Source organism: Acinetobacter lwoffii (assembly GCF_024129435.1).
GTDB lineage: Bacteria > Pseudomonadota > Gammaproteobacteria > Pseudomonadales > Moraxellaceae > Acinetobacter > Acinetobacter lwoffii_F.
Genome location: NZ_JAMXXN010000001.1, coordinates 118,897 through 141,195, shown reverse-complemented (window position 1 = coordinate 141,195; position 22,299 = coordinate 118,897). Strand labels below are relative to the sequence as shown.

21 protein-coding genes and 1 tRNA gene are annotated in these 22,299 nt (G+C 42.5%); 14 read left to right on the top strand and 8 right to left on the bottom strand.

Annotated features, from left to right (window positions below; genetic code table 11):
- Nucleotides 1-37 precede the first annotated feature (37 nt).
- Entirely contained in the window at nt 38-1,039 is a 1,002-nt protein-coding gene (gene bioB / locus NI455_RS00730; RefSeq protein ID WP_253111967.1) for a biotin synthase BioB, read from the top strand.
- A gap of 7 nt (nt 1,040-1,046) precedes the next feature.
- On the opposite strand, the gene NI455_RS00725 is transcribed toward bioB, so the two are convergent.
- Together NI455_RS00725 and NI455_RS00720 are read right to left on the bottom strand one after the other, a co-directional pair.
- A complete protein-coding gene (locus NI455_RS00725; RefSeq protein WP_034438286.1) occupies nt 1,047-1,283 on the bottom strand; it encodes a hypothetical protein in 237 nt (78 codons plus the stop codon).
- Nucleotides 1,284-1,955: 672 nt separating this feature from the next.
- Nucleotides 1,956-2,032, bottom strand: a tRNA-Ile gene (locus tag NI455_RS00720).
- A 798-nt stretch (nt 2,033-2,830) separates the two neighbouring features.
- Here NI455_RS00720 and NI455_RS00715 point away from each other — a divergent pair.
- On the top strand, nt 2,831-3,385 hold the full coding sequence (locus NI455_RS00715; protein ID WP_004278932.1) for a 1-acyl-sn-glycerol-3-phosphate acyltransferase: 555 nt from the start codon (nt 2,831-2,833) through the stop codon (nt 3,383-3,385).
- A gap of 248 nt (nt 3,386-3,633) precedes the next feature.
- Entirely contained in the window at nt 3,634-4,383 is a 750-nt protein-coding gene (locus NI455_RS00710; RefSeq protein ID WP_004645516.1) for a YebC/PmpR family DNA-binding transcriptional regulator, read from the top strand.
- Nucleotides 4,384-4,451: 68 nt separating this feature from the next.
- Here the strand turns inward: NI455_RS00710 and NI455_RS00705 are convergent, their stop codons facing one another.
- On the bottom strand, nt 4,452-4,922 hold the full coding sequence (locus NI455_RS00705; RefSeq protein WP_004645518.1) for an Lrp/AsnC family transcriptional regulator: 471 nt from the start codon (nt 4,920-4,922) through the stop codon (nt 4,452-4,454).
- A 384-nt stretch (nt 4,923-5,306) separates the two neighbouring features.
- Here NI455_RS00705 and NI455_RS00700 point away from each other — a divergent pair, with 384 nt between their 5' ends.
- On the top strand, nt 5,307-6,695 hold the full coding sequence (locus NI455_RS00700; protein ID WP_253111965.1) for a hypothetical protein: 1,389 nt from the start codon (nt 5,307-5,309) through the stop codon (nt 6,693-6,695).
- Nucleotides 6,696-6,760: 65 nt separating this feature from the next.
- Here NI455_RS00700 and NI455_RS00695 read toward each other — a convergent pair whose 3' ends face one another.
- Entirely contained in the window at nt 6,761-7,525 is a 765-nt protein-coding gene (locus NI455_RS00695; protein ID WP_253111963.1) for a glutathione S-transferase family protein, read from the bottom strand.
- Nucleotides 7,526-7,819: 294 nt separating this feature from the next.
- Here NI455_RS00695 and ychF point away from each other — a divergent pair, with 294 nt between their 5' ends.
- Nucleotides 7,820-8,911, top strand: coding sequence for a redox-regulated ATPase YchF (gene ychF / locus NI455_RS00690; RefSeq protein WP_004645523.1), 1,092 nt, complete (start codon nt 7,820-7,822; stop codon nt 8,909-8,911).
- A 209-nt stretch (nt 8,912-9,120) separates the two neighbouring features.
- Entirely contained in the window at nt 9,121-9,738 is a 618-nt protein-coding gene (locus NI455_RS00685; RefSeq protein ID WP_164543056.1) for a superoxide dismutase, read from the top strand.
- 190 nt (nt 9,739-9,928) lie between these two features.
- Here NI455_RS00685 and NI455_RS00680 read toward each other — a convergent pair whose 3' ends face one another.
- A complete protein-coding gene (locus NI455_RS00680; protein WP_005106524.1) occupies nt 9,929-10,426 on the bottom strand; it encodes a hypothetical protein in 498 nt (165 codons plus the stop codon).
- 103 nt (nt 10,427-10,529) lie between these two features.
- On the opposite strand from NI455_RS00680, the gene NI455_RS00675 reads away from it, so the two are divergent.
- The 6 genes from NI455_RS00675 to dapC all read left to right on the top strand — a co-directional run bounded on the left by NI455_RS00675 (nt 10,530) and on the right by dapC (nt 17,580).
- On the top strand, nt 10,530-11,282 hold the full coding sequence (locus tag NI455_RS00675) for an AzlC family ABC transporter permease (RefSeq protein ID WP_004278940.1): 753 nt from the start codon (nt 10,530-10,532) through the stop codon (nt 11,280-11,282).
- Nucleotides 11,279-11,626, top strand: coding sequence for an L-valine transporter subunit YgaH (gene ygaH, locus NI455_RS00670; protein WP_004278941.1), 348 nt, complete (start codon nt 11,279-11,281; stop codon nt 11,624-11,626). The genes NI455_RS00675 and ygaH overlap by 4 nt, the downstream gene beginning before the upstream one ends.
- A 94-nt stretch (nt 11,627-11,720) precedes the next feature.
- Nucleotides 11,721-12,365 carry a hypothetical protein gene (locus NI455_RS00665; protein ID WP_253111962.1) on the top strand — a complete coding sequence of 215 codons (645 nt, stop codon included), beginning with the start codon at nt 11,721-11,723 and terminating at the stop codon, nt 12,363-12,365.
- Between the two features lie 114 nt (nt 12,366-12,479).
- Nucleotides 12,480-13,694 (top strand): formate-dependent phosphoribosylglycinamide formyltransferase, encoded by a 1,215-nt coding sequence (purT, locus tag NI455_RS00660; protein WP_253111961.1) that lies wholly within the window; start codon nt 12,480-12,482, stop codon nt 13,692-13,694.
- Between the two features lie 26 nt (nt 13,695-13,720).
- Nucleotides 13,721-16,393, top strand: a complete 2,673-nt coding sequence (gene glnD, locus NI455_RS00655; protein WP_253111960.1) for a [protein-PII] uridylyltransferase — start codon at nt 13,721-13,723, stop codon at nt 16,391-16,393.
- 17 nt (nt 16,394-16,410) lie between these two features.
- Complete coding sequence (dapC, locus tag NI455_RS00650) at nt 16,411-17,580, top strand: succinyldiaminopimelate transaminase (RefSeq protein ID WP_253111959.1); 1,170 nt, start codon at nt 16,411-16,413, stop codon at nt 17,578-17,580.
- Between the two features lie 101 nt (nt 17,581-17,681).
- Here the strand turns inward: dapC and NI455_RS00645 are convergent, their stop codons facing one another.
- On the bottom strand, nt 17,682-18,158 hold the full coding sequence (locus NI455_RS00645) for a glutathione peroxidase (protein ID WP_114541885.1): 477 nt from the start codon (nt 18,156-18,158) through the stop codon (nt 17,682-17,684).
- Entirely contained in the window at nt 18,155-18,574 is a 420-nt protein-coding gene (msrB, locus tag NI455_RS00640; protein ID WP_004645533.1) for a peptide-methionine (R)-S-oxide reductase MsrB, read from the bottom strand. The genes NI455_RS00645 and msrB overlap by 4 nt, the downstream gene beginning before the upstream one ends.
- 228 nt (nt 18,575-18,802) lie before the next feature.
- Between msrB and NI455_RS00635 the strand changes: the two genes are divergently transcribed.
- Together NI455_RS00635 and NI455_RS00630 are read left to right on the top strand one after the other, a co-directional pair.
- On the top strand, nt 18,803-20,233 hold the full coding sequence (locus tag NI455_RS00635) for a pyridoxal phosphate-dependent aminotransferase (protein WP_253111958.1): 1,431 nt from the start codon (nt 18,803-18,805) through the stop codon (nt 20,231-20,233).
- Between the two features lie 212 nt (nt 20,234-20,445).
- Nucleotides 20,446-21,657, top strand: coding sequence for a YbfB/YjiJ family MFS transporter (locus NI455_RS00630; RefSeq protein ID WP_213687453.1), 1,212 nt, complete (start codon nt 20,446-20,448; stop codon nt 21,655-21,657).
- On the opposite strand, the gene NI455_RS00625 is transcribed toward NI455_RS00630, so the two are convergent.
- On the bottom strand, nt 21,636-22,193 hold the full coding sequence (locus NI455_RS00625; protein WP_253111957.1) for a M23 family metallopeptidase: 558 nt from the start codon (nt 22,191-22,193) through the stop codon (nt 21,636-21,638). The genes NI455_RS00630 and NI455_RS00625 overlap by 22 nt on opposite strands.
- Nucleotides 22,194-22,299: the final 106 nt, after the last annotated feature.

The following is a 22,299-nucleotide window of genomic DNA, read 5'->3' as shown; positions in this document are numbered from 1 at the left end:
TGAACCGAATGATAAATAAGCACAGATAGGGAAAGAGATGAACAGTAGTGATGCGGTACGTAATGATTGGTCACGTGAAGAAATACAAGCTATATATCAACAGCCTTTAATGGATTTAGTGTTCCAGGCGCAACAGGTTCATCGTGAACATTTCACTGCGAATACCGTTCAGGTGAGCACCCTGCTTTCGATTAAAACCGGTAAATGTCCTGAAGACTGTAAATACTGTTCACAATCAGCGCATTATGATTCCAAACTGGAAGCTGAAAAACGCATTGCGGTCGATAAAGTGATTCAGGAAGCCAAACAGGCGCTGGCATCAGGAAGTTCACGTTTCTGTATGGGGGCTGCATGGCGCAACCCGCATGAACGCGATATGCCTTATGTGCTGGAAATGGTACGTGAAGTTAAAGCACTCGGTCTGGAAACCTGCATGACACTGGGGATGCTAAATGGATCTCAGGCTGAACGCTTGAAAGATGCAGGACTGGATTATTACAACCATAATCTGGACACTTCTCGTGAATACTATTCACATATCATCAGCACGCGTAGCTTTGATGATCGTCTGGATACATTGGGTCATGTACGTCAGGCTGGTATGAAAGTCTGTAGTGGCGGTATTGTGGGTCTGGGTGAAAATCGTGATGACCGAATTGGTTTGTTATATGAACTTGCAACTCTGGCGATTCATCCGGAATCTGTGCCGATCAATATGTTGGTTCCGATTGAAGGAACACCGATGGCAGATGTAGAAAAGCTGGATGTGATTGAGTGGATTCGTACCATTGCCGTAGCACGCTTGCTGATGCCTAAAAGCTATATTCGCCTTTCTGCAGGGCGTGAATCCTTAAGCGATTCAGATCAGGCTTTGGCATTTATGGCTGGTGCCAATTCTATTTTCTCTGGTGAAAAACTGCTGACGACCCCTAATACATCCCAAGGCCGGGATCAGCAACTTTTTGCAAAATTAGGTTTAGTTGCAGAACAGCCAAAACCGAGTGTTCGCAGTCTGGCTACAGATGCAATGGCAAGTTAATCACTGTTTAAGTTGATGAACTCGCAGAAAAGTTATGTGCAGTAATTAAAATGCCATAACGGGCATTCAGATAATCTCCGACTCGGATTTGATCTACTCCATTGGCATGATGCACCATCAGCGCTTGCGTGACTGCATCATAGCTAAAGGAGTCATAACTATCTTGATGCAGGCTGAGCCAGTGCAGCGTATCTGCCAGGTTGCTGTCGACGATATAGGTATCTGCATGAAAATCTTTGCTCATATTCCTGTTTATCGTGTTGAAATTTCCCTTTAATTTTAACGGAAATTAGCCCATGACAAGCATAAAAAAAGTGAGCCATTGCTCACTTTTCTTGTAAAAACTTTAGTCCTTATTCGTACCGCACTTACGACACTCCCTGTGTTCCCCGATTTCTTGCATTTGCTCATATTCATAAATATGCAAACAAAACAATTTTCTTAAAAGCTGAAGCATCATTGAAACTCCTGTTTAATCATTTTTTTAATACGCTTCTTAAGATATTCCGTCCTGAAACATCATGATTTTTGACTAAAAAATCATCTCATATTAATTAGCATAATTTTTTCAGTTGTAAAATGCATTTCATCTACTTTTCACTTTTTTTGCAGATATTCTTTGAACTACATCACAATTATTTCATAAATATGAACTTTTTTTTTGATTAAAGAGGATGTTTATGGAATTTAGATAACAAAAGTAATATCTGAGGGAGATGCTTTTTTATTAAGCTGGTAACGAAGAATCTTTATTGAAAGGCAAACTAGAAAAGTTCATTATCAGTGGAGGCAACCCATTTTAAGTCCTTCGAGATAAGAACGACGATCAATTAAGTGAATTGCTTACTTCAGATTTCATAATATCCAAAAACAAAAAAACCACTTACGATTAGTACACGTAAGTGGTTGTTTTATATGGTGGGCCCAGACAGACTTGAACTGTCGACCAACGGATTATGAGTCCGCTGCTCTAACCAACTGAGCTATAGGCCCTATATGCTGAAAACTTTATTTATCAATAAGTTCAGGCGTCATGAATACTAGCTAAGATTTTTTGGAAAGACAAGTGCTTTTATAACTGCTTGAACATTTAGGCAGCAATCATGGGCGACTTGTCTTAGTCAAAATTCAGTTACTTAAGACTTCAGTATAGGAGGCATATAGAAAAATGAGATACATGCTGCATCATTTAAGATAAATGAGCCTTTATCTTGAATTTAATCCGGTCTACTAAGCGTAAAACTGATAGATTTAAGGTCTTAGTATATCTATAAGGTATCAAAATTCTTTATTGCTCAGGCAGCAATGTTAAAGGAATAGCCTAGAACTAAAGAAGATAGAATGACTAGAATTCAGACTTCATTTCTTCGTCTTTATGTAAATCCTGCTTAATTTCGATCAAAGACCATACAATTATAAGCGCAAAAATCAATAGGGAGACTACGAAGGCTGTCATGTACGTCATACTTTTCAATCTCAGAGTAGAAAGAATAAGAAAATAGAAAAGACCTGTATCAGTCTTCTTCTTCGACAAAAGTCTAATAACTAAAGTGTGCTCTGGATAGTCATTTTTTCATCATTTCAAGACTTTTTTTGTATCTACTGATATTTTTAAGATATTAATATTATTTTATTTATATATATTAACTCTTAATTTTGCAGCTTAAAAAGATGAATAAATCATAGATTTTTACATTATTCGCTGATTTTATTGGAAAGCCTATTGACTGTATGGGCGAACAAGATGAAATTATGCAGTTCTCTACATACAGCTTTTACTTCTCCGTACTTATGCTAAACAAATTCCTTGGCGAATCTGCATTTAAACTTGCAGGTTGGCAATATCATGTCGAACCAGATGTGCTTGAAGACAAACAGGTCATTATTGGATTCGAACATACCTCAATGATGGATGCGGTACTGTCAATTGCCCTGTTCCAGATCTATGATCTCAAGGTACATACCTTGATCAAAAAAGAATTATTTAAAGGACCCTTCAAGCCATTATTGAACGCTGTGGGTGGTATTCCGGTTGACCGCAAGGCCAGTAAAGATATCGTGACCCAGATGGTGGAACATTTTCAGAACAATGAAAAGTTCAATCTGGTCATTGCACCCGAAGCAACACGTGCTAAACAAGGTGAAGCACGCAAACCGATCCGTACCGGTTTCTGGCATATTGCCAAGGCTGCCAATGTACCGATCGTGCTATTATATGCCAATTCCAAAACCAAGCAAGGCGGTATTCTCGGCAAGATTTATCCGACAGATCTTGCGCATGACCTGGCTTTGATCAAACAACTTTATAAAGACAAGGTTGGTCTGGATATCGTTATTCCAGAATAAGCTTTTTAAAAAGAAAAGCACGGACATAATCAGCGATTCTGCTGTTTATGTCCAAGTCATCTGTCCATATAAATGTATAAATAGAATTATAAATTCCCCTATCCTCTTTCTATTTTTCCTCGATATTGCACTTTTTTTGTTTTTATCCTGAAATCTCAAATCCAGACACTTTTTTTTAAAAAAACGCTTATGGTAGAATTTCGGCATTCTGATAGGCATACAGCCAATCTACAAGGAGCATAGTTCGCATGGCGGGTCATTCCAAGTGGGCCAATATTAAGCATCGCAAAGCAAAACAAGATGCAAGTCGTGGTAAAGTTTTTACCAAATACATTCGTGAATTAACCACTGCTGCAAAGCTTGGTGGTCCAGATACTGCAAGCAACCCTCGTCTACGTGCTGTGGTTGAAAAAGCATTATCAGTGAATATGACACGTGACGTGATCAACCGTGCCATTCAACGTGGTGCTGGTGGCGAAGATAACGACGACCTGAAAGAAGTGACCTACGAAGGTTATGGTGTAGGTGGTGTTGCGGTTATTGTTGAAACCATGACTGACAACTTGAACCGTACTGTGCCTGACGTACGTCATTGCTTCTCTAAAACTGATGGTAACTTAGGCACCAACGGTTCGGTGGCATTCCTGTTCACGAAACGTGGTGAGATCACTTTTGAAGATGTGTCTTTGGAAGATCAAATCATGGAAGTGGCATTAGAAGCAGGTGCTGAAGACATCGAAGTCACTGAAGATGATATCCTAGTCATTACCACACCTGAAGCCTTCGGTGAAGTTCAAGATGCTTTAACTGCTGCAGGTTTAAAATCTGACAATGCTGAAGTAGTGATGAGTCCTTCAACCAAAGCAGAAATCACAGACATCGATCAAGCAAAAAAAATCATGAAAATGATTGATATGCTTGAAGATCTGGATGATGTACAAAACGTTTATACCAACGTTGAATTCTCAGACGCAGTTTTAGCAGAACTTGATGCTTAAATATGTCTGATTCAAAAAACGCACCTTAGGGTGCGTTTTTTTATGGCTGTCCACCAACCTAGCTTTGATTAAACTTTATTGAGTAATCCGCTACAGTTAAAGACATTATATTCTTTAATCACAAAGCTGGAATGCAGTGCCACCACATGCTCAATTTTTCCAATCCGCTTAAGCAGGATTTCACTATAATTTTCCATATCTCTTGCCACGACTTCAACAATAAAGTCTGCCGACTGACCGGTGACCAAAAAGGCATTAATTACTTCGGGAATACTTTCCAGTTCTTCCAGAAATTTGGCAAAAGTATCGCTATCATGTTTGCTTAAGGATACCTGCAACAGCACATGCAGACTGAAACCTAATTTTTGGTAATTGATTTCACGTTTTAAGCCACTGATAATATTATGATCGATTAAGTGTTTGATCCTGCGATGCACCGAACTGACAGATAAATTCACCCGCTCGGACAGTTCATTCAGATTGACATCTTCATGGGTCAATATTTCTAGAATATGTTTATCGAAACGATCCAGTTCCATTTTTATACTCTTATATCAATAATCAATAGATGCAGAAAATTTTGCGCCATCTCTGTTATACAATATTTATTTATTTTTCACAAAATTTTCATATTCTGAAATTTTTTTCCAAATGGGATTTCATTTTATAAATACGGTTTTCAGGAGGGTTTAAATGACCGTTAATCGCATTAATTAAAAATATGACCAATGGCATTTTTAATTAAATCTTTATTTTTAAATTATTTAAATTGGGTAAACACGACAACAGATAGGCTATTCCTCTCAGCCCCTACCTACACGACTTAACCGTCCATCTTTTACAAGTGTATAGAAATAGATTAAAACAAAGGCGCTTTAAAAACAAAAATAGCGCATTTCAAAAATATTACACAAGGAACGGTCATGGCTTCTAAACTTTTAAGCTTGATAAAAACAAAAGTGAGTCCTGTTTTAACCGTCGAAACCCAAACGAAGAGCTTATTGGGCGGCTTATTCGGTGGAACGACATCAGGCACCCTCACCAATCTTATTGGCAATCTCACCGGATCCAATACTCAACCTTCAGTCAGCTCATTATTAAATAATCTCCTTTCTGGAAGCAGCCTGAGTACGACAAATCTCAGCAATTTATTAACTCAATTTTCTGGTTCGAATGCCTCAAGTTTAAATATTCAAAGCCTGATCAGTAGCTTAACTCAATCCAATGGCGGTAGCTTTAATATTACCCAAGTCACCAACTTATTAAAGAGCTTAATGGGGAGCAATAGCAGCAGCCTGGATCTTGGGGCTATTTCTAAACTGGTGGGCGGCTTATTGAGCGGCAGTACAGGCAATATTGATATTGGTAAAATTTCTCAACTGGTCGGTGGTCTGATCGGCGGTTCAAGCAATATTGATATCGGTGCGATCGCGGGTCTGGTCGGCAAGCTGATTGGCGGTAATGGTGATATCGATATTGCGCAAATTGCTCAACTGGTTGGTGGCTTAATCGGTGGTTCAAGCAATATTGATATCGGTGCGATCGCAGGTCTGGTCGGCAACCTGATCGGCGGTAATGGCGATATCGATATCGCACAAATCGCTCAGCTCGTTGGTGGTCTGATTGGTGGGTCTGGCGGTTTAGGTGACGTAGACATTGGTGCCATCGTAGGTCTGGTCAGCAACCTGATTGGTGGTAATGGCGAGATTGATATCGTACAAATTGCTGAATTGGTCGGTGGTCTGATCGGTGGTTCTGACGGTTTAGGTGATATAGATATTGGAGCAATTGCAGGTCTGGTGGGTGGCTTAATCGGTGGCAATGCAGGCGGTGATTTTGATCTTGGTGCTATTACCGATTTAATTAGCGGCTTTGTAGGCGGAAATGCAACGGGTGGTTTTGATGTCGGTGGCTTCACTGACTTACTGAGCGGTCTGATTGCGAATGGCTCAAATGGCATAGACTTGGGTGGGTTATTGGGTAATCTGAATCTCGGTAGCGATCTGGATCTGGGTGGTATGATCGAAGGTATTTCCTCTGCTTCGAACGGCTTTGACTTAGGCAGTATTGCCGAAGGTGTTGGTCAGTTGGTTGGTAGCGGCTCTTCGATTGAATTGCCTGACCTCGGTGATCTTGTCCAAGGGGTGGGTACGACTGATTCTAATATTGATCTGTCTGCCATCCTGCCGGGCATTAAAGATACAATTCAGAATATCGGCAGTGGCGGTTCTTCATCCGGATTTGATTTTGGTTCACTCCTCAATAATTTTACTAAAAATATTGATATCGATCAGACTAATCCTTGGGGTTAATCATAATCTCATCAAAAAAACGCGCTTCATGCGCGTTTTTTTAATTCTTGGATTGGCATTTAAACTTATACACCACGCCAGTCTACCCGGGCATTACGTTCGGTTCGGTAAATACGGCAAATATATTCACCCAGTGGAAGCTCATTCAAATACTGCTGATAGTCGCGATATTCTTCGGACAAGGTTTCGAAATTTTCTTTTTCCCATGGCGTACCTGGAATCGCCAGAAGCGGTGCCAACATGGAACAGACTGCAATATCCGCCAGACCTAAACGATTTCCGACAAAATAATACCCACCTTGGCTGACCAGCATCTGATTGAGCTGCTGTACCGCAACATCAATATGCTGTTTGGATTCCGCCACAGTTTCCTCATTCAATGCATAACCCTTGGCCACCATCGCTTTCAATAAAGGTTTAGAAAATTTTTCAAACTGGCGCAGATAACCCTGCTCACCAATTAAAATATCCAGAGATTCATGATCAGAAGTCAGTGCTTGAGAGAGCATCCAGCGACGGACATGACGACCCAATTCCAAAGTAATTTCATTAATTTCTAAAGCTTTATTTCGAAAATACCCTTCTGCGTGCAGTAAACGATGTTCTGGATAAGTATCATCCAAATACAGAGCAATCTGGGTGGAATCTGCGATCCATCGATCCTGATCACGCAAAATAGGCAGACGATTCTGGCCTGTTTTCAGGCGGGCAAAAGCGCGGTGTACCCCGGGTATCAGATTGTGAGCAACATAATACAGCTCTTTATGGTCCAGCATCCAACGTGCTTTTTCGCAAAAGTGAGATAAAGGAAACTGGTATAAAGTTCGCATGTATGCTCCATGTTTATCGTTATTGGATCAGGGCGTGTAGGCCGCTGTTTTATTCAGATACTTTAGTCACTCACTTTTAGAAAAACAATGTGATTTTTATTCAAAAGTAAAATACTGGCTGATTATTCCTCTATGGTTGGTGGACTCACTACACATCCCGGAAAGCTCAGCGAGTCATTTTAGGTCGCCAGAAGCATTTGATTGCAATAAACCACAAGCACATGACCTGACTTTAGTCATGCTTTCATGTAAAATCGGGGGCAATTTTTATATAACGCTTTTGTGAGTTATTTCATGGGTTTTAATTGCGGTATTGTCGGCTTGCCGAACGTTGGTAAATCTACACTTTTCAATGCCTTAACCAAAGCTGCTATTGCTGCAGAAAACTTCCCTTTCTGTACGATCGAACCAAACACCGGGATTGTACCTGTTCCTGATCCACGTTTAGACAAATTGACCGCAATTGTTAAACCGCAACGTGTTATTCCGACTTCTATGGAATTTGTAGACATCGCAGGTCTGGTCGCGGGTGCTTCTAAAGGTGAAGGCTTGGGTAACCAGTTCTTGGCCAACATTCGTGAAACTGATGCAATTGCTCACGTTGTGCGTTGTTTTGAAGATGAAAACGTCATCCATGTGAATGGTCGTATTGATCCACTGGATGACATCGCTACGATTAATACCGAACTTGCGCTTGCAGACTTGGATGCTGTAGCCAAAGCGATTACGCGTTTGACTAAATCTGCTAAGGGTGGCGACAAAGAAGCGCTAGCTACTAAAGCAGTTCTGGAAAAAATCCAGCCTTTACTGGATGAAGGTAAACCGGCTCGCGCAGCGGACCTAGATGATGACGAACGCAAGCTGGTACGTGGCTTTGGTTTAATGACGCTTAAACCAACGATGTATATTGCCAACGTTGCTGAAGACGGTTTTGAGAACAACCCGCATTTAGATGCAGTCAGAAAATTAGCCGCTGAAGAAAATGCGATTGTGGTTCCACTTTGCAACCAGATTGAAGCTGAAATTTCATTGCTTGAAGATGAAGACCGTGCTGAATTCCTTGAAGCAATGGGCATGGAAGAACCGGGTTTAAACGTTGTAATTCGTGCAGGTTATTCATTACTGGGCCTACAAACTTACTTCACCGCGGGTGTACAAGAAGTTCGTGCCTGGACCGTAAAAGTTGGCGCAACTGCACCACAGGCAGCAGGCGTGATTCATACCGACTTTGAAAAAGGCTTTATCCGTGCAGAATGTATCGCTTATGATGATTTCGTGCAGTACAACGGCGAAGCCGGTGCGAAAGAAGCAGGCAAATGGCGTCTAGAAGGTAAAACTTACATCGTTCAAGATGGCGATGTTTTACACTTCCGTTTTAACGTTTAAGTCATTGCTGTTAAAAAAAGCCCCTTCTTGGGGCTTTTTTATTGCTTATAAAAAGAGGATTCATACGTATAACAGGCTTTCTGGAAGCGCATAAGATCAACACATATTAAAAATAATGATAACTATTCTCATATATAAATATTAAATTAGGGCGTATCTTAAATCTAATGAAAAATAACCTAACTTCATTCTCTCAAGGAATCCTGCCAATGAGCTACACCTTGCCTGCACTACCTTATGCTTATGATGCGCTAGAGCCTCATATCGATAGCAAGACTATGGAAATTCATCATAGCAAGCATCATCAAACCTATATCAATAATATCAATGCAGGAATAGCGGGCACAGAATGGGAAGATTTATCGGTCGAAGCCTTAATTAGCAAATTCAATGAAGTGCCCGAGCAACTCAGACAGAACGTGATCAACAATGCTGGTGCACATGCCAATCATTCCCTGTTCTGGACAGTGATGAGTCCAGACTGCGGTGGTCATCCCGAAGCTGAAATTGCCAAGGCAATCGAACATGAATTAGGAGGATTCGAGGCATTTAAAGAAGCGTTTACCCAAGCAGCGCTTAGCCGTTTTGGTAGTGGGTGGGCCTGGTTAAGTATGGCGCCAGATCAAACGCTTATTGTGGAAAGCAGTGCCAATCAGGATTCTCCGCTGATGCATGGCAATATTCCCCTTTTAGGTCTGGATGTCTGGGAACATGCTTATTATTTACAATATCAAAACCGTCGTCCGGAATACATCTCGGCTTTTTTCAATGTTGTGAACTGGAAAGAAGTAAATCGTCGTTATTTGGAAGCATTAAACACGCTTTAAATCTTTGAGGAGATCGACCATGTCTACACGTACAATGATTCAACGCATGATTGGCAGCACACTCCTGATCTGCGGTGTAATGGTACTTTTATTAGAACATATGTGGATGCCCTATTTTTAAGGCTTATTTTGCTAAAAAAGCCAGTCATTCAGACTGGCTTTTTATAAGTACATTTAAATGGGCAAAGGTTTATTGCATATTGGCAATTGCAGTACCTTTTTGCTTAGGATCGGTATTTCCGAGTGCAGGATGGGCAATGGCATTCTGACATTGCAGTTTATCCCGCTCATAATCCGCCTGTTTTTGTTGCAGGCTGTTGCCATTTTCCATGGTCGTCCGCGCCCAGATTTCCAGACTGGTCAAAGCTTTACGACACAGAGCATATTTGCCTTCGGTCACCGAATCGGTCATTTTGACATTAATACGCCAGTCTGTACTCAATTTACGTGCTGGTTGACGTACCTGTGTTTCCAGCTGATCCACTTCTTTATTATAGACCAGTGGATCCACTTCATTGATCAGTTGCCATGCGGCATTGGCATAAGTCGTCGCATCATTAGTCAATTTAGGTGCCGGTTTAATTTCTGGCTTATCAGTCGATTGACTGTCATTCCCACACGCTTGTAACAATATTGCCGTGCTTATTAAAGCAGCAGTCAGCATCGCACGTGTCTTGAACATCCACATATCAGGCTCGCCAATTTAAACATTTCGGCACTATGCTATTAAATTCACGTAGAATACACAATCTTCATTTGACCCATCGTTCAACTCTCCTTCAAGGTGTGTCGTGTCTGAACCGAATCAACTCGCTACGCAACCTGCTGGCTTCTGGCAAGGTGCAAAAGATAGCCAAGCGATTATCTTCACTTATTTACCGGTGTCGTTTGCTTTTGGTGTGTCAGCTACTCAGTTTGGCTTTACCGCTTGGGAAGCACTGTTCCTGTCCTGTTCGATGTATGCAGGTGCCAGCCAGTTCCTGGTAGTTGCGCTCTTAGGCAGTGGTACATCCATCTGGATGACGGCATTGACCGTGATTGCCTTGGACATTCGTCATCTGCTTTATGGCCCTGCGTTACAAAATCTGATTCAAGACCGGCTGAATTTAAAGAAAACGGCAATCTGGTCTTGGGGTCTGACCGATGAAGTCTTTGCCTCCGGTATGATCAAGCTCTCGCAACGGCGTCAAGAATGGTCGGAATCCTGGATGCTCGGTTTAAGTCTGTTTAGCTGGATGTCCTGGGCACTCGGATCTTTCCTCGGTGGCTTATTTGCCGATCAGGTCAGTAACTTGCCACAGTTCTTGCAGGCAGCACTGGATTTCTTGTTACCTGCGCTGTTCCTGAGTTTCTTGTTGGCAGCTTTTGAAAAGAAACATACTTTTGTTGTAGCTGTCACGATTCTGGTTTCTGCGATTGCCTGTTATTTTATCGACCTGTCTGCCGCGATCTTTATCGGTATCAGTTCTGGTATTTTCGCCGGCTTGTTTAAGCACTATATTTTGAAGCAGCCAGATCCTGAACACGCAGGAGATCAAGCATGAATCTAGAGATTATTCTGGTCGGAATTTTAGTCGGAATCGCCAATTTTGCCTCGCGCTTTGGTCCGTTTTTTGTCATTCAAAAATTTCAGCAAGGTTCGCAAAAACGCGGAGCATTGTGGCTAAAAATTGCCTTGGGTTCAATCGGTATTGCTGCGATCAGCTCTATGCTTGTAGTTGCTACCCTGCCACCTTTATTAGAAACGCCGAATAAAAGTTTTGCGATGCTGGTTGGCTTTATTGTGCTTACTGTTTTGTATTTTAAGTTTAAACGTATCGTGATGGCTACTCTGACCGCAGCACTAACCTATGGGTTGGTTTACACCTATGTTCCGGTACCCTTTTAAGCTTTAAATAGTTGATCAATTGAAACAAAGACTTATGCTAAACTCATAGTATAGGTCTTTTTTTATATAACAATAAAAACAAGGAAGGATGCGCATGTTTGAAGTCAAACAGGTGATTGAAGGCAAAATCTTTATTCATCATCGGCGCGATGAAATGTTAACCGTATTCCATCGACATGAAGTGCCGGCACAATATTTTGAATGTTTTATCAATGCTCAAAATTTTACCGGACATTTTGTCGAAATACATGCTCAACCAGCAGATCAAGTTCGGGTGGTTTATATTAAAAAGAATAGCACCCATCAAATTATTGCTATGCTTAATCAGAGCCAATACGTGCTGCATCTTCATCCTTTGACATTGATTTTGGGTAAATGGAGCTTCAGACATCGTGTCCTGCCGAATACTCTAAAAATTTTTGCTGGTTTATTTGCGCTCCTTTTTATTCTTTTTTCAGCTACCGCCTTTTCAGCAGATCAGTTCCAGCTCACCACCATCTTGCGAGACTGCATTCAATTCATAGTTTTTGGGCTACTGTTATTTTTGCTGTGCTTTGTACTGCCTTTTGTATTGCCCTATGCGTATTTCCTGCATGTTCGTACATTACGTCTGTTAAAGATGCTAAATATCAATACTGAACAAGTTGCACAAATAGAAAAGCTCAAGTCTCAAAGCGAGATTTATCTTCTGCAAACGCAGTCTGACAGCGATGTGAAAATGACAGCGCCTCCTTATTAAATCTAGAAAAACTTTATAAATAAAACTGTTGGTCAATATCACAATTTTGTATGAATCTTGGCTTAACTGTCGGCTCAGTTCTGCTATGCTAAAAGTCCATAAAATCAAGCATGGATGATCCACATGAGCGTGACTATTGGTACTCCCCTTCAATCTTCTGCCTATAAAGTTCTATTATTGGGTTCTGGTGAACTGGGCAAGGAAGTGGTGATTTCACTACAACGCCTTGGAGTCGAAGTTCATGCTGCTGACCGTTATGATCATGCCCCTGCCATGCAGGTTGCGCATTATTCCTATACCTTGAATATGGCAGATGCTGTAGAACTCAAACAACTCATCAATCAAATCCAGCCACATTTAATTGTTCCTGAAATTGAAGCGATTGCGACCGAAGTTCTGCTTGAAATAGAAGCCCAGAACATTGCTACAGTCATTCCTTCTGCTAAAGCCGTCAATCTGACCATGAACCGTGAAGGTATTCGTCGTCTGGCTGCGGAAGAACTCGGTCTGCCAACTTCAGCTTACCGTTTTGCCGACAGTTTAGAATCCTTCCGCGCGGCCTGTGACGATGTCGGCTATCCAAACTTTGTGAAACCGGTGATGTCATCTTCAGGCAAAGGTCAGTCTCGTGTTACCCGTTTTGATGAAGTCGATGCTGCCTGGGAATATGCGCAAACCGGTGGCCGGGTCAATCAGGGTACTGTGATTGTAGAATCACAAATTGACTTTGATTTTGAAATTACCTTATTGACTGTTCGTGCAAAAAATCCAGAAACCGGCGAAATCGAAACGTCTTATTGCGACCCGATCGGACATCGTCAGGACTCAGGTGATTATGTGGAAAGCTGGCAGCCTCAACCGATGACTCCAGCCGCGCTGGAAGAATCCAAGCGCATTGCCAACAAGGTCACTACAGCACTTGGTGGCTGCGGAATCTTTGGAGTGGAACTCTTTGTAAAAGGCGAAAAAGTATGGTTTAGTGAGGTTTCCCCACGTCCACACGATACTGGACTGGTGACTTTAGCCTCCCAATTTCAAAGTGAATTTGAGCTGCATGCACGTGCTATTTTAGGCTTGCCGGTGAATACTGCACGACATAGTGTGGCTGCCAGTGCGGTAATTTATGCTGGAGTAGATGGCCGTAATCTTTCATTTTCTGGCCTGAATCTTGCTTTAGCAGACGGCAATACCGATTTGCGCCTGTTTGGCAAACCAGAAGGTTTTAAACGTCGTCGTATGGGCGTTGCCACGGCACGTGCAGAAACTATTGAACAGGCACGTGAACTGGCCCTCCAGGTCGCCAACCAAGTTAGCGTCAACCAAAACTAAGCTGAAATACCAACGGACGACTGTACATGATCAACACCCATCCACTGCTGAATTACGCTAAAAGCAACCATGACATTAAAGCCATCAATCAATGGCGCAGTGATGTCGAAAATCAGCTTCAGGAAAGTTTTGAAAATGGCCAGTCGATTCGGGATATTATTCTGGCGCGTTCCAACCTGATTGATGAAGCATTGCAGTTTCTCTGGCAGCATGCCGAACTGGATCAAACTGATTTGGCCCTGTTTGCAGTCGGAGGCTATGGCCGTCGTGAAATGCTGCCTTATTCTGATGTCGACATCATGATCTTGTCAGAAGACGAGATTAACCCGGAACAGGAACAACTGATTTCTACATTCATTTCATCGCTTTGGGACGTGGGGAATTTCAAACCCGGTATCAGTGTCCGCACCATCAATGAATGTGTCAATCAGGCCAGCAGTGATCTGACCGTCGCCACCACCCTGATCGAAGCCCGCCTGATTATTGGCAATGAAAACCTGTGCAAATGGCCACGTCGTATCGTGTCACGTACCTGGACTGACAAAACTTTTTTTGATGCCAAGATGGATGAGCAGCATAAACGCTATGCTCAGCACAACAATACCGAAAGCAATCTGGAACCGGATATTAAAAATGCGCCGGGTGGCATCCGTGATATCAACCAGATTGGCTGGATTGCCAAACGGCATTTCCGCGTCAATCGCATTTATGATCTGGTACATCTCGGTTTTATTTCAGAATTTGAACTCGGTGTGCTTGAGGAAGCCGAAAGTTTCCTCTGGGAAATCCGTCATCACCTGCACCGCCTGACCAAGCGCGATGAAAACCGCTTATTGTTCGATTATCAGCGTGATATTGCTGCCAAATTTGGCTATGTACGTGAAGAGGCGCATCATCCGAACTATCCAATTGAACAGTTCATGAAGCGCTATTATCGCAGTGCACAGCAAGTGTCTACGCTGAACGAAATGCTGCTGGCCTATTTTAATGAATCGGTCATTACGCCACGTTTACCGCAATATGAACGCCAGATCGAAGAAATCAACCAGAACTTTAAACTGGTCGATGGCAAACTGGCTGTGCAGCATCACAAGATTTTCTCGGAAAATCCAAACGCAATTCTGGAAATTTTCTATTTACTAGCCAATCGTCCTGAGATCGAAGGTATTCGTGCGCGTACTTTACGCCTGCTGACCCTGGCTGGAAAACGCATTGATCAGGATTTTCGTGATAATCCGGTGCATCAAGCGCTATTTATGGCGATTATCCGTTCACCGCATCGACTCTACGATACTATGGTCGCGATGAAGCGTTATGGTGTGCTTGGAAATTACATCCCGGCCTTTGGACAGATTCTGGGACTGATGCAATATGACCTGTTCCATATCTATACGGTCGATGCACATACCTTATTGCTGCTGCGTAATTTAAACCGCTTTAAAGAACCTGAATTTGCCAAGGAATTTCCGGTGGTCAGTTCAGTGTTTCAGCGTCTGACCCGTCGTGACATAGTCTATCTGGCAGCAATTTTCCATGATATTGCTAAAGGTCGTGGCGGTGACCACAGTGAACTCGGTGCCAGCGACGCGATTAAATTCTGCCGTAGCCATGGCTTTACTGAACGCGAAAGTAATCTGGTGGCCTGGCTGATCCAAAATCATCTGATGATGTCGGTGACTGCCCAGAAAAAAGATATTTCCGATCCGGATGTGGTCAAAGAATTCGCCGAAAAAATGGGTGACATGGAACATCTGGACTATCTGTACACCCTGACAGTCGCCGATATTAACGCCACCAATCCGAAGCTGTGGAATACCTGGCGCGCTTCGCTGATGCGTCAACTATATACTCAGGCACGTGACGTAATCCGTTCTGGTCTGGGCCGTCCGGTTGATTATCAAATGCTGATTGAAGATACTAAATTTGCAGCCAGTGAACTTCTGGTTCAGGACTTCTCACTGGATGAGGTAGAAAAAGTCTGGCAGGAACTTGGTGATGACTATTTCCTCAAAGAAACAGCAGATGAAATTGCCTGGCATACCCGTGCCATTTTACAGCACGGGGATAATCCTGCCCCGTTGGTGTTAATGCGGGCGCACCGTAAATATGCACAAGATGCGGTACAGATCTTTATTTATACGCAGGATCAACCCAACCTGTTCGCCACCACCGTGGCTATTCTGGATCGTATGAATCTGGATGTACAAGACGCACGGATTATTACAGCGACTAAAGCTTTCAGTCTGGATACCTATGTGGTACTGGACCGTTTTGGTACCTTATTGACCGATCCGGAACGCGAAGCCACAGTGATTGAAGCCCTAAAAGATGCCTTGAGTCATTCAGATGAATATCCGGGCCTGATGCAGCGCCGGATTCCACGTCAATTACGTCATTTCGATATTGAAAATACAGTCGATATCAGTATCAATCCTGCCTTGAATCAGAATATGGTTGAAATTGCCACTCTCGATCATCCTGGTTTACTTGCCAAAATCGGTGGTTTATTTATGATGCAAGGCCTGGATATCCACTCTGCCAAAATTGCCACACTTGGCGAACGTGCCGAAGATATTTTCTTTGTCACCAAAAAAGATGGCAACCCTATGACACCTGGAGAATCTGCCGAATTTGCAGCTGCACTTAAAACTGCGCTGGATGAAGCTTCTCATCAGGTTTGTAGTCAACACTCACATTAAAACGCGGTTACTTATTCATGAACTCTAGCTTGTCTCTACTGCATCCTTATCCGTTTGAAAAGTTAAATCAGCTTTTTGCGGATATCCAGCCTGCAAATATGCCCTTAATTCCCCTGTCGATTGGCGAACCAAAGCATCCTGCACCGGAGTTTGTGAAACAAGCGATTATTGATAACTTTAAACATTTATCGACTTATCCAAACAGTAAAGGCCTGCCGGAGCTACGTGAAAGTATCGCCCAATGGCTGACGCGCCGTTTTCAGCTAAATAGCATCAGTGCAGACAGCAATATCCTGCCTGTTTCTGGTACGCGTGAAGCGATTTTCTCGTTTGTACAGGCTTTGGTAAATCGTGAAGAGGCACCTTATGTGGTGATGCCGAATCCGTTTTATCAGATTTATGAAGGTGCAACACTGCTCGCAGGCGCCAAACCTTATTTCATCAACTGTACTGAGGAAAATAACTACCTTGGTGATTTTGATGCTGTTCCGGCACAAGTCTGGGAAAAAACGGCATTGCTATTTGTCTGCACCCCGGGCAATCCAACAGGTGCAGTGCTATCCAAAGAACAGTTCAAAAAACTGATTGCCCTGTCGGATCAATACAACTTTGTGATTGCTTCAGACGAATGCTATTCGGAACTGTGGTTTGACCAAGCACCCGTAGGTTTACTGGAAGTTTGTGCTGAAATTGGCCGGGATGACTATAAAAACTGTGTGGTGTTCCATTCACTGTCTAAGCGCTCTAACCTTCCGGGCATGCGTTCAGGTTTTGTTGCCGGTGATGCCAGCCTGTTAAAACCTTATTTGCAGTACCGTACTTACCACGGCGCAGCGATGCCGGTTCAGCACCAGTTAGCTTCAATTGCTGCCTGGGATGATGAAGCACATGTGGAAGAAAACCGGGTGCAATACCGTGCCAAGTTTGATTTATTCCAGAAAGAACTCGGTCATCTGCTGCCACTCAAAAAACCGGATGCAGGTTTCTATTACTGGTTAAAAGTCGACAATGATGAAGCCTTTGCCAAACATTTGATGGAAGAAGCACATATTAAAGTTCTTCCGGGTCGTTATTTATCCCGCGATACTGAACAAGGTAATCCGGGTGAAAATCATGTACGTCTGGCACTCGTAGCCGATCTGGCGCAATGTGAAGAGGTTATTCGACGCCTGAAAACCATCCTCTAAGTTTTAATCATGACTAAAAACCCACTTTAGATAAGTGGGTTTTTTAATTAACATTAGATGAGCTCTATTTTTATCACATACTGAGAAAATAATGCTGATTCTTACAACACTTTGGCAATTTCATCTTCAATATCTTCAGGCTTGGTGGTCGGAGCAAAACGGTTCAATACCTTGCCATCACGCCCGATCAGGAATTTGGTAAAATTCCATTTAATTCCATTGCCTAAAATACCTTTGGAATTGTTAGTCAAATAGCGAAAAATGGCGTGCGCTTCAGGGCCTTTGACATCCACCTTGGAAAACATCGGGAAAGATACCCCGTAATTCTTCTGGCAAAATTCACCAATCTGTTCATTGGAACCTGGATCTTGACCACCAAACTGATTGCATGGAAATCCCAAAATTTCCAGACCTTGATCTTTATATTTTTCGTAAAGTTTTTCTAATCCTGAAAATTGTGGGGTAAAACCACACTTACTCGCTGTATTGACGATCAAAAGCACCTTGCCTTCGTAATCTGCAAGTGGCTTGCTTTTGCCATCTAACAATTCAGCTTCAAACTGATAAATGTTAGTCATGGATAGGTTTCCTCATCATTTTTTTCTTGTGTTTCTAAGTCCAAAGAAGCCGAGTTGACACAATAACGCAAACCGGTCGGTTCTGGGCCATCCGGGAAAACATGCCCTAAGTGTGCGTCACAATGATGACAAACAATCTCAGTTCTGACCATTCCGTGTGAAGTATCAGGTAATTCTTCTACCACCGAACTGCTGACGGGACGGTAGAAACTTGGCCAGCCACAGCCGCTGTCATACTTGGTTTCAGATGAGAACAGTGGCGTGCCGCAGCAACGGCATACATAGGTGCCATCTTGCTTGGTATTCCAGTATTTTCCAGTAAATGCCGGCTCGGTTCCCTTCTCGCGCGTAATGCGAAACTCCTCAGGTGATAACTCTCTTTGCCATTCCCGGTCTGATTTATTGAGTTTTCCCATGATCACATACCTTTTTATCTTGCTATTTAAAATAGGATAATCCTATATTTACGTGATTCATTTTAAAAATTCTAGTCTTTATTCAACATTTTACAAAAGACATATAATGCCCAAAAAAGCAAAAAGAAAGCAAATATAAAAATAAAAGTAAGCAATTTTTACATTAAATGTTTTTTAGTGAGCAAATTTAATGGTATTCTTAGCTCTAAATTTGCTCAGGATTAAAAAATGTCGCAAAAAAAGAGCGTAATTTTTAAAAATCTGCTGCCTGTGATCAAACAATATCAGCAGCTTGGATTTACGCATGAAAAAATTGTTGCACTACTTCGAGATGAACATGATCTCGATCTAGTCACAACTGAGACATTTAAAAGTTATTTATATCGTTATGCAAAAGTGACCTCCACTCCATCCGAGAACATCAAAATGCCGAACACTTCCCAATCCCCTCGTGAAATCAAGAAATCATCCAAGCTTGATCATGTTTGCTACGACATTCGCGGACCTGTGTTACGAGCGGCCATCGAGATGGAAGAAGCTGGTCACAAAATTATTAAATTAAATATTGGTAACCCTGCCCCATTCGGTTTTGAAGCACCACAAGAAATTATCAACGATGTGGCTTTAAACCTGCCGAATGCGATTGGTTATACAGATTCCAAAGGGATTTTCCCGGCGCGTAAGGCGATCTGTCAGTATTATCAGCAAAAAGGCATCCTGGATATGCACGTCAATGACGTCTATATCGGCAATGGTGTGTCTGAACTGATTGTTATGGCCATGCAAGGTCTGCTGGATGATGGCGATGAAATGCTGATTCCAATGCCGGATTATCCACTCTGGACGGCAGCAGTGAATCTGTCTGGCGGTACAGCGATTCACTATAAATGTGATGAAGAAAATCACTGGTATCCAGATATTACTGACATGGAAAGCAAAATCACGCCAAATACCCGTGGTATTGTGATTATTAACCCGAATAACCCGACCGGTTCGGTTTACCCACGTCATGTGTTGCAGCAAATCGTCGACTTGGCCAAGAAATATGACCTGATTTTATTTGCTGATGAAATATACGACAAAATTATTTACGATGGAATCGAGCATGTTGCTGTAGCAGCTCTGGCTGGCGATCAGCTCTGTGTTTCGTTTAACGGTTTATCTAAAGCCTATCGTATTGCTGGTTTCCGTTCCGGCTGGATGGCCATTACCGGCGATAAAGCACGTGCCGCAGACTATATCGAAGGTTTGGATATGCTGGCATCGATGCGTTTGTGTGCCAACCATCAGGCTCAATATGCAATTCAGACTGCACTGGGCGGTTATCAGTCGATTAATGACCTAATTCGCCCAGGTGGGCGTTTATATGAACAGCGCAATATTGCCTGGGAAATGCTGAACGAGATTCCAGGTGTATCTTGTGTCAAGCCTGAAGGTGCAATGTACTGTTTCCCGAAACTGGATCCGAATGTGTATCCAATTCAGGACGATGAAAAACTGATGCTGGATTTGTTACGTGCCGAGAAAGTGCTTCTGGTTCAAGGTACAGGCTTTAACTGGCCGACACCGGATCATTTCCGTGTAGTATTCCTGCCGGCTGAAAATGAACTGCGTGAAGCCATTACCCGTGTTGGCCGTTTCCTGGCCAAGATGCGTTAATTCTTGAAATAGACAATATAAAAAACCGCGTTGATACGCGGTTTTTTATTTCTCTGAAAAAATTCAGGCTTTTGACTGATGAAATTTTAAAAATCATACCGGTTTCTTTGAGCAAATTTCTGCACTCAATGGTTTCTTCTCAGGCAATTTCCCCTCAATCATGAAGATTCATGTTATTTTTTGACCAAATATAAAATTCTATGAGTGCACGGATGTCCTCAAACACAATGAAGCTCAGCCTTTTTCTTTGTCTTAGTATGTGCTTGGGCATTGGCATTCTTCGTTTTTCTTATACTGCACTGTTACCTGGCACACGAGAAGCCTTTGGCTGGAGTACAGATTTTGCCAGCCTCTTGAGCAGTGCCAATTTGCTGGGTTATTTAATCGGTGCTTTTACCGCGATGCGTCTTCCTCAAGACCGCAGTATGAGTACCTATATTCAAATTTCAGCCTTTGCTGGCATGTTCAGCCTGATGTGTTGTGCGTTTTCTGGTTTTTCTGAAGCGTGGTATATCGCTTGGCGTATCATTTCAGGGATCAGCGGTGGACTGATGATGATCTTATCGCCGAGTGTGGTCGCGCAGTGTTGTGAACTTCAGGATCGTCTTAAAATCAACTTTATTGGTTTTAGTGGGATTGGACTAGGCGTTTTAATTGCGACCCTGTTTCTGCCTTATCTGGATCAAATTTCCATACAGACTGCATGGCTAATCTTATGTGGTTTTGCTTTGCTCATCTGTATCGTTTTAAGTCTACTGATTCAGAAATTTAAGCCATATTTGTCGGCACAAGCTCCTGCGGTTACCTCTCATCTATCTCTGAATAGCGTCTTTTATAGTTTACTTACAGTTTATGCTTGTAGTGCTTTCGCTTATATACCGCATTCACTCTTCTGGATTGATTATTTAAGCCAGCAGTTGGGATTGAGCTTGTTCTGGATTAATTTCAACTGGATTCTGTATGGACTAGGTAGTGCTTTAGGCGCCTTGAGTGCTTATGCACTGGCCAGAAAATGGGGTAATTTTGTTGCCCTGAAAATTCTTTATAGTCTTTATATTGTGGCTATTTTTATTGCAACCCTAGATGCCAGCCCATTGCTTACTTTTAGCTCTTCCTTTTTTACCGGGATGCTAAATCCGGCTGTGGTGTTCCTGACCTCCTATACCATTTTGCAACTGTATGGACTGGCTTATAAAAAGCTCTGGAGTATTGCCACCTTGTGTTTTGCCTCGATTCAGCTAATCGGTGGGCTCAGTTTTAGTGCGCTGCAATATTTTGGATTGAGCTATCATCAACAGTTCATACTGGCCACATTTGTTCTTTTATTAGGAACGTTACAATTGTTCTGGTACACACGTCCTGTCAGACTCAAATCTGAACAACAAACTCTGCCAATTTCTGCTCATGGAGAAGGGACTAAATAAGGATAAGGATTGGTTGCTCCTTGCCCACCTAAATAAATCCCATAATGTAAATGCGGCGGGGTATTTTTGGCATTACCTGTATTCCCCACATAAGCGATGACTTCACCTGCCTCAACCCAGTCGCCTTCCTGAATATGTTCTGCATAGTCATCCAGATGTGCATAATAATGTTGGCTCATATTTGGACCGGTCACCCAGATGATTTTTCCACCCAGATTGTTGGTGCCAATCCTACGCACAATACCTGGGGTCGCGCTAAATACTGGCGTACCGCGTTTGGCAAAAATATCCGTACCTTCGTGTTTACGACCGTCACTACGCGCTGCTCCCCAAGTATCATTAATCTGACCAACTCTGACGCCTTCAACCGGAATCTGTAGCGGAGCTTCTAACTGGGCTCTCTGTAATTGCCAATACAGATAAGGGCTTTTCCAACCTGCTGCTTCACCTGAAGGCGGTGGCTGACAGGCAGTTAGTAGAAAACCTATAGATAACAGTAAGCTTATAATCCGAAGAAATTTCACAAATATTCGCATTAAATTAAATAGATGACTTTTATCTTAATCACAACCGCCTAATTTAAAGTCACAATCCTGTTATTTTTAGTGATGATTTTATACAAGCGTTCAAATAACAAAACCC

Excerpts from the sequence above, each read along its gene's own strand:
- NI455_RS00665 (WP_253111962.1), top strand. The coding sequence starts at position 11,721 with ATGTTTGAAGTCAAACAGGTGATTGAAGGCAAAATCTTTATTCATCAT.
- NI455_RS00645 (WP_114541885.1), bottom strand. The coding sequence starts at position 18,158 with ATGACTAACATTTATCAGTTTGAAGCTGAATTGTTAGATGGCAAAAGC.
- ychF (WP_004645523.1), top strand. The coding sequence starts at position 7,820 with ATGGGTTTTAATTGCGGTATTGTCGGCTTGCCGAACGTTGGTAAATCT.
- glnD (WP_253111960.1), top strand. The coding sequence starts at position 13,721 with ATGATCAACACCCATCCACTGCTGAATTACGCTAAAAGCAACCATGAC.
- NI455_RS00715 (WP_004278932.1), top strand. The coding sequence starts at position 2,831 with ATGCTAAACAAATTCCTTGGCGAATCTGCATTTAAACTTGCAGGTTGG.
- NI455_RS00680 (WP_005106524.1), bottom strand. The coding sequence starts at position 10,426 with ATGTGGATGTTCAAGACACGTGCGATGCTGACTGCTGCTTTAATAAGC.
- NI455_RS00705 (WP_004645518.1), bottom strand. The coding sequence starts at position 4,922 with ATGGAACTGGATCGTTTCGATAAACATATTCTAGAAATATTGACCCAT.
- NI455_RS00725 (WP_034438286.1), bottom strand. The coding sequence starts at position 1,283 with ATGAGCAAAGATTTTCATGCAGATACCTATATCGTCGACAGCAACCTG.
- NI455_RS00625 (WP_253111957.1), bottom strand. The coding sequence starts at position 22,193 with ATGCGAATATTTGTGAAATTTCTTCGGATTATAAGCTTACTGTTATCT.
- NI455_RS00710 (WP_004645516.1), top strand. The coding sequence starts at position 3,634 with ATGGCGGGTCATTCCAAGTGGGCCAATATTAAGCATCGCAAAGCAAAA.
- ygaH (WP_004278941.1), top strand. The coding sequence starts at position 11,279 with ATGAATCTAGAGATTATTCTGGTCGGAATTTTAGTCGGAATCGCCAAT.
- NI455_RS00700 (WP_253111965.1), top strand. The coding sequence starts at position 5,307 with ATGGCTTCTAAACTTTTAAGCTTGATAAAAACAAAAGTGAGTCCTGTT.
- NI455_RS00685 (WP_164543056.1), top strand. The coding sequence starts at position 9,121 with ATGAGCTACACCTTGCCTGCACTACCTTATGCTTATGATGCGCTAGAG.
- NI455_RS00630 (WP_213687453.1), top strand. The coding sequence starts at position 20,446 with ATGTCCTCAAACACAATGAAGCTCAGCCTTTTTCTTTGTCTTAGTATG.
- purT (WP_253111961.1), top strand. The coding sequence starts at position 12,480 with ATGATCCACATGAGCGTGACTATTGGTACTCCCCTTCAATCTTCTGCC.
- NI455_RS00695 (WP_253111963.1), bottom strand. The coding sequence starts at position 7,525 with ATGCGAACTTTATACCAGTTTCCTTTATCTCACTTTTGCGAAAAAGCA.
- msrB (WP_004645533.1), bottom strand. The coding sequence starts at position 18,574 with ATGGGAAAACTCAATAAATCAGACCGGGAATGGCAAAGAGAGTTATCA.
- NI455_RS00635 (WP_253111958.1), top strand. The coding sequence starts at position 18,803 with ATGTCGCAAAAAAAGAGCGTAATTTTTAAAAATCTGCTGCCTGTGATC.
- dapC (WP_253111959.1), top strand. The coding sequence starts at position 16,411 with ATGAACTCTAGCTTGTCTCTACTGCATCCTTATCCGTTTGAAAAGTTA.
- bioB (WP_253111967.1), top strand. The coding sequence starts at position 38 with ATGAACAGTAGTGATGCGGTACGTAATGATTGGTCACGTGAAGAAATA.